6 protein-coding genes and 1 tRNA gene are annotated in these 9,889 nt (G+C 72.5%); 3 read left to right on the forward strand and 4 right to left on the reverse strand.

All coding sequences use genetic code 11. The features are described 5' to 3' along the window. Window positions 1-88: 88 nt before the first annotated feature. The 3 genes from AB0I16_RS22570 to AB0I16_RS22580 all read right to left on the reverse strand — a co-directional run bounded on the left by AB0I16_RS22570 (window position 89) and on the right by AB0I16_RS22580 (window position 3,689). On the reverse strand, window positions 89-1,018 hold the full coding sequence (locus AB0I16_RS22570; protein WP_363251263.1) for a Bax inhibitor-1/YccA family protein: 930 nt from the start codon (window positions 1,016-1,018) through the stop codon (window positions 89-91). Between the two features lie 66 nt (window positions 1,019-1,084). Then, on the reverse strand, window positions 1,085-2,455 hold the full coding sequence (locus tag AB0I16_RS22575) for an aromatic acid/H+ symport family MFS transporter (RefSeq protein ID WP_363251265.1): 1,371 nt from the start codon (window positions 2,453-2,455) through the stop codon (window positions 1,085-1,087). Window positions 2,456-2,510: 55 nt separating this feature from the next. Continuing rightward, window positions 2,511-3,689: a 4-hydroxybenzoate 3-monooxygenase gene (locus tag AB0I16_RS22580; RefSeq protein WP_363251266.1), complete on the reverse strand. Its 1,179-nt coding sequence runs from the start codon at window positions 3,687-3,689 to the stop codon at window positions 2,511-2,513. Between the two features lie 188 nt (window positions 3,690-3,877). Here AB0I16_RS22580 and AB0I16_RS22585 point away from each other — a divergent pair, with 188 nt between their 5' ends. After that, entirely contained in the window at window positions 3,878-5,557 is a 1,680-nt protein-coding gene (locus AB0I16_RS22585) for an IclR family transcriptional regulator C-terminal domain-containing protein (RefSeq protein ID WP_363251267.1), read from the forward strand. A gap of 279 nt (window positions 5,558-5,836) precedes the next feature. Here the strand turns inward: AB0I16_RS22585 and AB0I16_RS22590 are convergent. Further along, window positions 5,837-5,919, reverse strand: a tRNA-Leu gene (locus AB0I16_RS22590). A 384-nt stretch (window positions 5,920-6,303) separates the two neighbouring features. On the opposite strand from AB0I16_RS22590, the gene AB0I16_RS22595 reads away from it, so the two are divergent. Then, window positions 6,304-7,074, forward strand: coding sequence for an ABC transporter ATP-binding protein (locus tag AB0I16_RS22595; protein WP_363251268.1), 771 nt, complete (start codon window positions 6,304-6,306; stop codon window positions 7,072-7,074). 139 nt (window positions 7,075-7,213) lie between these two features. After that, window positions 7,214-9,742 carry an FtsX-like permease family protein gene (locus AB0I16_RS22600; protein ID WP_363251269.1) on the forward strand — a complete coding sequence of 843 codons (2,529 nt, stop codon included), beginning with the start codon at window positions 7,214-7,216 and terminating at the stop codon, window positions 9,740-9,742. Window positions 9,743-9,889 lie beyond the last annotated feature (147 nt).

The raw sequence follows: 9,889 nt of genomic DNA on the forward strand, positions 1-9,889 counted from the left end.
CCGACCCTCACCCACGGCGAACGCGAAGGGCCCGCGGACCGGATCGGTCCGCGGGCCCTTCGGCTGCCGGTCACCCGGCGATCATCCGTCAGTCGTTGCCCGAGAAGATCGCGATCAGGCGCAGGAACTCCATGTAGATCCAGACCAGCGTCATCGTCAGGCCGAACGCGGCCAGCCACGCCTCTTCCTTCGGCGCGCCGTACGCGATGCCGTCCTCGACCTGCTTGAAGTCCAGGGCCAGGAAGCAGGCGCCGAGCAGGATGCCGACGATGCCGAAGACGATGCCGAGGCCACCGCTGCGGAAGCCGAGGCCGTCACCGCCGCCGAAGACCATGAACAGCAGGTTCACGGCGGTCAGCAGCAGGAAGCCCATCGCCGCGGCCATCACGAAGCCGTAGAAGCGGCGGTTGACGCGAATCCAGCCCGCCTTGTACGCCACGAGGACGCCGATGAAGACGGCCATCGTGCCGAGGACGGCCTGCATGGCCGCGCCGCTCGCGATGCGGTTGTCGACGACGCTGGAGACGACGCCGAGGAAGACGCCCTCCAGGGCGGCGTACGTCAGGATCAGCGCGGGCGATGCCTTGCGCTTGAAGGCCTGGACGAGGCCGAGGACCATCGCGATCAGACCGGCGCCGATGGCGATGCCGTACGACTTGCCGATGTTGGCGTCGTCCACCGGCAGCATCGCCCAGGCGAGCGCGGCCGTGACGACGAGCGTGCCGAGCGTGGTCGCCGTACGCATGACGACGTCGTCCATCGTCATGCGGCCGGCGGACGTCATCGGCGCGGGGGCGCCGTGCTGGACGTCCTGCTGGGCGTACGGGTTCGTGGCGTAGGGGTTGCCCGCGGGGGCCTGCTGGCCGGCGTACGGATTGCCCTGCGCGTACGGGTTGCCCTGCTGGGCGGTCTGGGTCGCGGCTGCGGGTCCCCCGGCCTGCGGCTGCGCGCCGAAGCCGGCGTAGCCGTTGTCGCGGCTGAACCCCCGTCGCGAGAAGACCGGGTTACTGCTCCTCATTTCACTCCTCCATGGCCACCGAGTGTGGCTTTGCCTCAAGAGTAATGCGTAGGCAAAGGGATGACCCTAGTGCTTGGGGAGGATCTTTCCCTCTCTGTGACCGAGAACGCGCGGGAGTGCCCGCACTGTTCCCGGATCGGAACCGTTGCCCCGTACGAGTGGCACCAGCGAGATCGCCACGGCCCCGACGACGGCGGCCACGGCGAAGGTCGTGAAGCCCAGCGAGGCGTTGCCGCCCGCGACCACCGCGCCGCCGAGCCAGGGGCCGACGACCGCGCCCGTGCGCCCGACGCCGGTGACCCAGCCGAGTCCCGTGGCGCGCTCGGCGGGCCCGTACACCGCGGGGGTGGCGGCGTAGACCATGACCTGGGCGGAGAAGAGCCAGACGCCGGTGACGAAGACGACGGCGTAGGCGACGCCGAGCGGCAGCTCGGCCCTGAGCAGGAAGGCGCCGCACGCCGTGAGCACGAACCAGACGGCGGAGACCTTGACGGCCCCGAAGCGGTCCGCGGTCCGCCCGGCGACGAGCATGCCGACGATGCCGCCCGCGTTGATCACCATGAGGAAGGTGACGGAGGAGGAGAGCGAGTAGCCGGAGGCGCGCATCAGCTCGGGCAGCCAGGTGGAGACGCCGTAGACCAGGAGGAGCCCGGCGAAGGAGGCGACCCAGAGCAGCGGCGTGGCGAGCCCGCGCCCCGGCGCGAAGAGCGAGGCGACGGCCGAGAGCCGCCCGCGGGCCCCGGCCCCGGGGGTCTCGGCGGGGGTCGGCGCCGGCAGGAGGTAGCGGGCGGCGACCGCCTCGGCCCGCGCCGCCCTGCCCCGGGCGAGCAGTACGCCGGGCGACTCCGGCAGCCACTTCAGGACCAGCGGAACGGCGACGACCGCGGGGATCACGCCCGTCCAGAAGACGACGCGCCAGCCGTGGCCGGGGCCGAGCGCGAGGCCGAGGCCCGTGGCCGCCATGCCGCCCGCGTGGTACGAGGTCATCATCAGGCCGGTGGCGAGCGCGGCCCTGCGGGGCGGCGCGAACTCGGCGACGATCGCGAGCCCGATCGGCATGAGCCCGCCGAGGCCGAGCCCGGAGACGAAGCGCCCCGCGCCGAAGAACGCGGCGTCCGGCGCGAGCGCGCACAGGGCGGAGCCCAGCGAGAACAGGACGACGCTGCCGGTCACCATCGGCTTGCGCCCCGCCCAGTCGGTGAGGGTGCCGCAGCCGAGCGCCCCGATCAGCATGCCGAAGGTGGTCCAGGAGCCGATGGTCCCCGCGGTCGACGTGGTGAAGCCGAAGCCCTCGTCGTCGAGCAGGTGGGGCATGACGGCGCCGTAGATGGTGACGTCCATGCCGTCGAAGAAGACGACGAGCCAGCAGAGGGCGAGGACGGGCGCGACGGATCGGAACGTCCGCTCGGGGGTCTCGGGCGCGGTTCTCGGGGTCACGGGGAGGGTCCTTCCGGGCGGCGTGTCGAAGGGGCCGGTCGGTCGAGGGGTCCGGTCAGTCGAGGGGGAAGCCGGTGTAGCCCTCCGCGAGATCCGTCTCGGCGGAGCGCGCCCCGGCGATCCGGTCGAGCCCGGCGAGCTGGACGCGGTCGTCGAAGGGCGTGGCGTCGGGCGCGCGGTGCAGCAGCGCCGTCAGCGCGCAGGAGAAGCGCTCGGCCTGCCAGACGCGGCGCAGGCAGGTCCGCGAGTACGCGTCGATGAGGCTCGCGTCGCCCTTCTCGTGCCGCAGGGTCAGCGCGCGGGCGAGGGTGACGACGTCGCCGACCGCGAGGTTGAGGCCCTTGGCACCGGTGGGCGGGACGATGTGCGCGGCGTCCCCGGCGAGGAAGAGGCGGCCGTGCCGCATCGGCTCGTGGACGTAGCTGCGCAGGGGCGTGACGGACTTGGCGGTGACGGGTCCGCGGTGCAGCGTCCAGGAGGGGTCGTCGGTCTCCAGGCGGCGGTCCAGCTCGTCCCAGATCTCCTCGTCGGACCACTCGGCGGCATGCGTGCCGTCGGGGACCTGGAGGTACGCGCGCGTGACGGTCGGCGACCTCATGGACAGGAGGGCGAAGCCGCGGTCGTGGCGGGCGTAGACCAGTTCGCCGTGGGAGGGCGGCACGTCGGCGAGGATGCCGAGCCACGCGAAGGGGAACGTCCGCCCGAAGACCCGGGAGACCGCTTCGGGCACCGCCTCGCGCGCCACGCCCCGGAAGCCGTCGCAGCCCGCCACGTAGTCGCACTCCAGGGCGGACTCACGGCCCCGGTGGCGGTAGCGGACCCGCGGGGCCGCGGTCTCCGCGCCCTCCACGGCGAGCGCCTCGGCCGCGAAGAGCAGGGGCCCGCCGCCGTCGAGGCGCAGCGCGATGAGGTCCTTGCAGACCTCGGTCTGGGCGTAGACGGTGACGTTCCTGCCGCCGGTGAGGGCGGGGAGGTCGACGCGGTGCCTGCGGCGGTCGAAGCGCAGCTCGATGCCGTCGTGCGGGAGGCCCTCGCGGTCCATGCGCTCACCGGCGCCCGCCGCGCGCAGCGCCTCGGCGGTGCCGTGCTCCAGGATTCCGGCGCGCTGGCGCTGTTCCACGTAGGCGCGGTCGCGGCTCTCCAGGACGACGTTGTCCACGCCCGCGTCGTCGAGGAGCCTGCCGAGCAGCAGCCCGGCGGGTCCGGCGCCGATGATTCCGACGGTCGTGCGCATCGGTGGATTCCCCTCGCTCCGGAACGGCGCCCACCTCTGCCCGCGACCGGCAGGGCCAGCTTGTTCGCCTGGTGAACTTTCGTTCATAATGTGCTGCCGGGAGTCTCCGACCGCGCCCACGCGCTGTCAACGGTCGTGCGGCACCCGCTTTCCGACGCCCGTCCCGTGCGCATGAGGAAGGGCCCCGCATGCCCGAAGAGCCCGCGAGCGAGTCCGTGCGCCCCCTGGAGCGCGGCCTGGCCGTCCTGCGCGCCCTGGCCCTCGCCGAGCCGGGGCGGCTGCGCGCCGGCGACCTCGTGCGGGCCACGGGCCTGGCCCGCGCCACGGTCGACCGGGTGGTGGCGACCCTGGTCAGGCTCGGCCACGTCCGCGTGCGCGGGCAGGAGCTGCACCTCACCCCGCGCCTGATGGAACTCGGCAACGCCTACCTCGCGGCCAGCGGTCTGACCGGCGAGGTGGCCGAACGGACGGTCCGGCTCGCGGACGAGCTGGACGAGTCCGTGTCGCTCGCGGTGCCCGACGGCGACGGCGTCCGCTTCGTCGCGCAGGTCGCGCGGCGCCGCGCGATGTCGGTGGCCTTCCGCATCGGGGACCTGCTGCCGCCGGAGCGCTGCGCACCCGGCGCGCTCTTCGCGGACGCCTGGGACGAGGAGCGGTGGGCCGCCTGGCGGGCCCGGGTGGCGGCGGGCCCCGCCGAGAGCGCCTTCCCCGCGCTGCCGCCGGGCCCCGCGCCGGCGGACGTCCCGGATCTCGCCGACCGGGTGGCCCGCTCCCGGGAGACCGGCTGGGCCCTGGACGACCAGCTGATCGAGCCGGGCCTGATCGCGGTGGCGGTCCCCGTACGCGACGGGGCGGGCCGGGTGCGCTGCGCGCTCTCCGCGGTGAGCCACACCAGCAGGCACACGGCGGAGGGCCTGGCGGCGGCGGTGCTGCCGCGGCTGCGCGCGGAGGCCGGGCACCTCGAAGTCCTCCTGGCGGCCGATCCCGGGCCGCCCGGCGGCGCCCCCGCGACGCCCGCCGAAGCCACCGACGCCGCCCCCGACACCGACACCGACTCCGTGGCCGCCGCCAAGGCCGAGCTGGGCCCGGACTTCCTCCGGTCACTGGCGCGGGGCCTCGCCGTCCTGCGCGCGCTCGGCGGTGCGCGCGGCGACGGGCTGCCGCTGACCGCGCTCGCCTCGGCCACCGGCCTCCCGCGGGCCACCGCGCGGCGCTGCCTGCGCACGCTGGAGCGCGCGGGGTACGCGGCCCACGACGGGCGCCTGTACCGCCCGCTCCCCCGCGTCCTGGAGCTCGGGCACGCCGCGCTCTCCCGGCTCACCTTCGCCGAGATCGCCGAGCCGCACGTACGGGAGCTGACCGAGCGGGTCCACCAGTCGGCGTCGGTCACCGTCCTCGACGGCACGGACATCCTCTACGTGGCGCGGGCGGCCACGGTCCGCGTCATGAGCGTCCGCATCACCCTGGGCACGCGCTTCCCCGCGTACGCGACGGCCATGGGCCGCGTCCTGCTCGCCGGCCTGCCCGCGCCGGAGCGGGAGCGGCTGCTGCGCCAGGTCCCGCCGCGCGCCCTGACCCCGCTGACCGTGACGGACACGGACGAGCTGGCGCGCGTCCTGGAGCGCGTCGCCGCCGACGGCTGCGCCACGGCCGACCAGGAGCTGGAGGAGGGGCTGCGCTCGGTGGCTGTGCCCGTCAGGGACGCGGCGGGGCGGGTCGTCGCGGCCCTGAACGTCGCCCGGCACGCGGGTACGGCGCCCCTGGCCGAGACCCGGGACGCCCTGCTTCCCGCGCTGCGCGAGACGGCGGCGGCCATCGAGGCCGATCTGCACACCGCCGCCCGCTTCCAGGCGGTACGGCTGCCCTGAGCCCCGCCGGGCGGGACGGCGGACGCGTCCCCGGCCGCACCCCTCGGCGGAGCGAGGCGACGGCCAACGCGGGTGCGGGATACGCGCGTTGACGCGGCGGCAGGCGTCCGCGCGGATGATCGAGCGGTGGGGCGACCGGGCGCCGGCCCGGCCATCCACGGCACAGGAGCATCGATGATCACGTCAAGGGAGTGCCCGGGACCGTCACGAGGCACTCAGCAGGGGCGCACGGGCCGGCGGAAGCGCGCGGCGGAGGCGCACAGCCGGTCATGGCGGAGGTGCCCGGAGCCGGACTCGAACCGGCACGCCCCCGAGGGGCAGCGAGGTTTAAGCTCGCCGTGTCTGCATTCCACCATCCGGGCAGGCCGTGGGCCCCGCATCAAGGATTCGACCTTATCGGGAGGCGTCCCCCGAACAGCGGAAGGTGAGCCCGATGTTGTCTTATTTTATTGACGTCTGAGGGTGCATCAGCCACGGGTATGGCCCATCGGTACATGCCGGAGGCCTTTCCCCGCTCTCGGCCGGTCTCATGACCCTCTGCACGGAATGACGGAATTTCACCCTCCTTCCGTTCCCGCTCACGCCAGTGGACTCAGGGACATCCCTCATCCCCAGGTATGACATGTCGCGCTCGCGTCCGACCGGAGAGGGCCCCAGAGACCGGAACAGCGGCTGACTACAGGGCACTGATCGCACAGGACGATGGAGTACGTCCCCACTCGTCGTACCGACAGGAGCACCGTCCCGTGACCACCACCCCCTTCGCCTCCCGCGCCACCGCCGTGGCCGCGCGCGCCACGGATCTCTCCAAGGTGTACGGACAGGGTGAGACCCAGGTGGTCGCCCTGGACCACGTCTCCGTCGACTTCGGCCAGGGCGAGTTCACCGCGATCATGGGCCCTTCCGGCTCCGGCAAGTCCACCCTCATGCACTGCGTCGCGGGCCTGGACAGCTTCAGCTCCGGCTCGGTGCGGCTCGGCGACACCGAGCTCTCCACGCTCAAGGACAAGCAGCTCACCAAGCTCCGCCGGGACAAGATCGGCTTCATCTTCCAGGCCTTCAACCTGCTGCCCACCCTGACGGCCCTGGAGAACATCACGCTCCCCATGGACATCGCGGGCCGCAAGCCGGACAAGCGGTGGCTGGAGCAGGTCATCGACATGGTCGGGCTCTCCGGCCGGCTCGGGCACCGGCCCACGGAGCTCTCCGGCGGCCAGCAGCAGCGCGTCGCCGTGGCGCGGGCGCTCGCCTCGCAGCCGGAGATCATCTTCGGTGACGAGCCGACCGGAAACCTCGACTCGCGCTCGGGCGCCGAGGTCCTCGGCTTCCTCCGCAACTCGGTGCGGGACCTCGGGCAGACCGTCGTCATGGTCACGCACGACCCCGTCGCCGCCTCCTACGCGGACCGCGTGATCTTCCTCGCGGACGGGCGGATCGTGGACGAGATGCTCAAGCCGACCGCCGACGGCGTGCTCGACCGGATGAAGCACTTCGACGCCAAGGGCCGCACCAGCTAGTGGCCGCCCGGCCTTCACCGGCCACCGCCACCGCCCCTCGCCGTCTCGGCTGCGCCCCGCTCCGGGCCCGGGCCCTTCCGTGGCTCGTCGCGCAGTTCCCCGCGCCCCTGAACCGCCCCCCTCACCAGGACTGACTCCCATGTTCCGTACCGCCCTGCGCAATGTGCTCGCGCACAAGGCCAGGCTGTTGATGACCGTGCTCGCCGTCATGCTCGGCGTCGCCTTCGTCTCCGGCACCCTGGTCTTCACCGATACCTTCGGCAACGCCTACAAGAACAAGTCGGCGAAGAGCTTCGACCACGTCTCCGTCGCCATCCAGGGCGAGGGTTCCTCCTCGTACGACAGCGGTGGCGGTGAGGGCGAGGCCAAGAGGCCGCCGCGGCTGACCGACGCCTTCCTGAAGAAGGCGCGGGACCTGCCCGGCGCCGAGTCCGCCATCGGCACCGTCACCGGCTTCACCGCGGTCGCCGACAAGGACGGCAAGCTGGTCGGCGGCGACTGGGGCACCACCGGGGCCAACTACTTCCCCGGCGAGGACGGCAAGGACCCCCGCTACGACTTCACCGACGGCACGGCCCCGAAGTCCGCGGCCGACATCGCGCTCGACTCCCGCACCGCCGACCGCACCGGCTACGAGGTCGGCGACACCGTCCGCTACTCCACCGACGGGCCCGTGCGGACCGCGAAGGTCAGCGGCGTCTTCGACACCGACGACGGCAGCGTCCTCGCGGGCGGCAGCCTGGTGGTGTTCGACAACGACACCGCGTGGAAGGTCCTCGGCAAGACCGAGTACGACGAGATCGACCTGAAGGCCGCCGCCGGCACCTCCGAGACGGCGCTGAAGAACGCGGCCGAGAAGATCGTCCCGAAGGACACCGACGCCGTCACCGGCACCGAGCTGTCCGACGACCAGGACGCCATGATCGAGGAGTCGACCAGCTCGATGAGCCAGGTCCTGCTGATCTTCGCGGGCATCGCGCTGTTCGTCGGCATCTTCATCATCGCCAACACCTTCACCATGCTGGTCGCCCAGCGCACCAAGGAGCTGGCCCTCATGCGGGCCGTCGGCGCCTCGCGCCGCCAGGTGACGCGCTCGGTCCTCATCGAGGCGTTCCTGGTGGGCCTGGTGGCCGCCGTGACCGGCTTCGCGCTCGGCATCGGCGTGGCCGTGGGCCTGGAGTCCCTGATGAACTCCGCGGGCGCCTCCCTGCCCGACGGGCCCCTCGTCATCGCCCCGACCACGATCGTCGTCGCCCTGCTGATCGGCGTGGTCGTGACCATGCTCGCCGCCTGGCTGCCGGGCCGCCGCGCCGCGAAGATCCCGCCGGTCGCCGCGATGAACAGCGTCCACGCGACGCCGACCACACGGGGCCTCGTGGTGCGCAACACCATCGGCTCGATCATCGTCGCCCTCGGCGTGGTCCTGCTCCTCAACGACGACAACTACGTCATGGCCGGCGGCGCCGCCGTGATCCTCGTCGGCGTCATCATCCTCACCCCGCTGCTCTCGCGGCCGTTCATCGCCGCCTCGGCCCCGCTCCTGCGGCCCTTCGGCGTCACGGGCAAGCTGGCCCGCCTCAACTCGGTGCGCAACCCGCGCCGCACGGCCTCCACCGCGGCGGCCCTGATGATCGGCCTGACCCTCATCACCGCGATGACCGTGGTCGCCACCTCCATGAGCGACGCCATCAGCAAGATGGCCGCGGGCTCCCTGAAGGCCGACTACACCGTCTCCATGGCCAACTACCAGCCGCTGGCCCCCGAGGTCCGCGAGAAGCTGGACAAGCTCCCCGAGGTCGCGGCGAGCAGCCCGCTGCGCATCGCCCACGGCGAGGTCGACGGCTCGTACAGCCAGGTCTCCGGCATCGACGAGAAGGCCTTCGGCGAGCTGGTGAGCCTGGACTTCACCAGCGGCTCCCTGGCGGATCTGAAGGGTGACTCCACCCTCGTGGACCAGAAGACCGCCGACGAGCAGCACCTGAGGACCGGCGACACCGTCGCGGTGAAGTTCGACGACGACAAGACCGCGAAGCTGCGGATCGCCGGCGTCTACGAGCAGAACGAGATGATCGCCGGTCTCTTCACACCGCTCTCCGTCGTCGACCCGCACCTGTCGAAGATCACCGACGAGCAGGTCCTGGTGAAGATGGACGGCGGCGCCTCCGCCAAGGCCGAGGACACCATCGTCAAGGCCCTCGGCGACAACCCCGCCGTCAAGATCCAGGACAAGGACGCCATCAGCAACGAGATCGGCGGCGCGATCAACATGATGCTGAACATGCTCTACGGCCTCCTGGCGATGGCCATCCTGATCGCGGTGCTCGGCGTCATCAACACCCTGGCCATGTCGGTCTTCGAGCGGAAGCACGAGATCGGCATGCTGCGGGCGATCGGTCTCGACCGCGCCAAGGTCAAGCAGATGGTGCGCCTGGAGTCGATCGTGATCTCCCTGTTCGGCGCGGTGCTCGGCATCGGCCTCGGCGTCTTCATGGGCTGGGTCGTCGGCAACAGCGTCGCCGACTCGGTGGCCACGTACACCATGGAGGTCCCGGTCGGCCGGATCGCGCTCTTCCTGGCCATCGCCGCCGTGGTCGGCGTCCTCGCGGCCGTGTGGCCGGCCCGCAGCGCGGCCAGGCTCAACCCGCTGATGGCCATCAAGGCCGAGTAGCGGCCGGGGGTACGGCGGTACGCGGGAGGGGCCCCGGACGGTGATCAGCGCACCGAGGTTGTGGCTGAGCATGCCGATCCGGCCGCTGTCCCACTGGGCGACCATCTTGGTGAAGTCGTTGTTGAGGTCGGCGGACGGGGTGGCCTT

Origin of the sequence: Streptomyces sp. NPDC050703 (assembly GCF_040654435.1) — a bacterium.
Classification (GTDB): Bacteria; Actinomycetota; Actinomycetes; order Streptomycetales; family Streptomycetaceae; genus Streptomyces.

Excerpts from the sequence above, each read along its gene's own strand:
- AB0I16_RS22570 (WP_363251263.1), bottom strand. The coding sequence starts at position 1,018 with ATGAGGAGCAGTAACCCGGTCTTCTCGCGACGGGGGTTCAGCCGCGAC.
- AB0I16_RS22580 (WP_363251266.1), bottom strand. The coding sequence starts at position 3,689 with ATGCGCACGACCGTCGGAATCATCGGCGCCGGACCCGCCGGGCTGCTG.
- AB0I16_RS22585 (WP_363251267.1), top strand. The coding sequence starts at position 3,878 with ATGCCCGAAGAGCCCGCGAGCGAGTCCGTGCGCCCCCTGGAGCGCGGC.
- AB0I16_RS22600 (WP_363251269.1), top strand. The coding sequence starts at position 7,214 with ATGTTCCGTACCGCCCTGCGCAATGTGCTCGCGCACAAGGCCAGGCTG.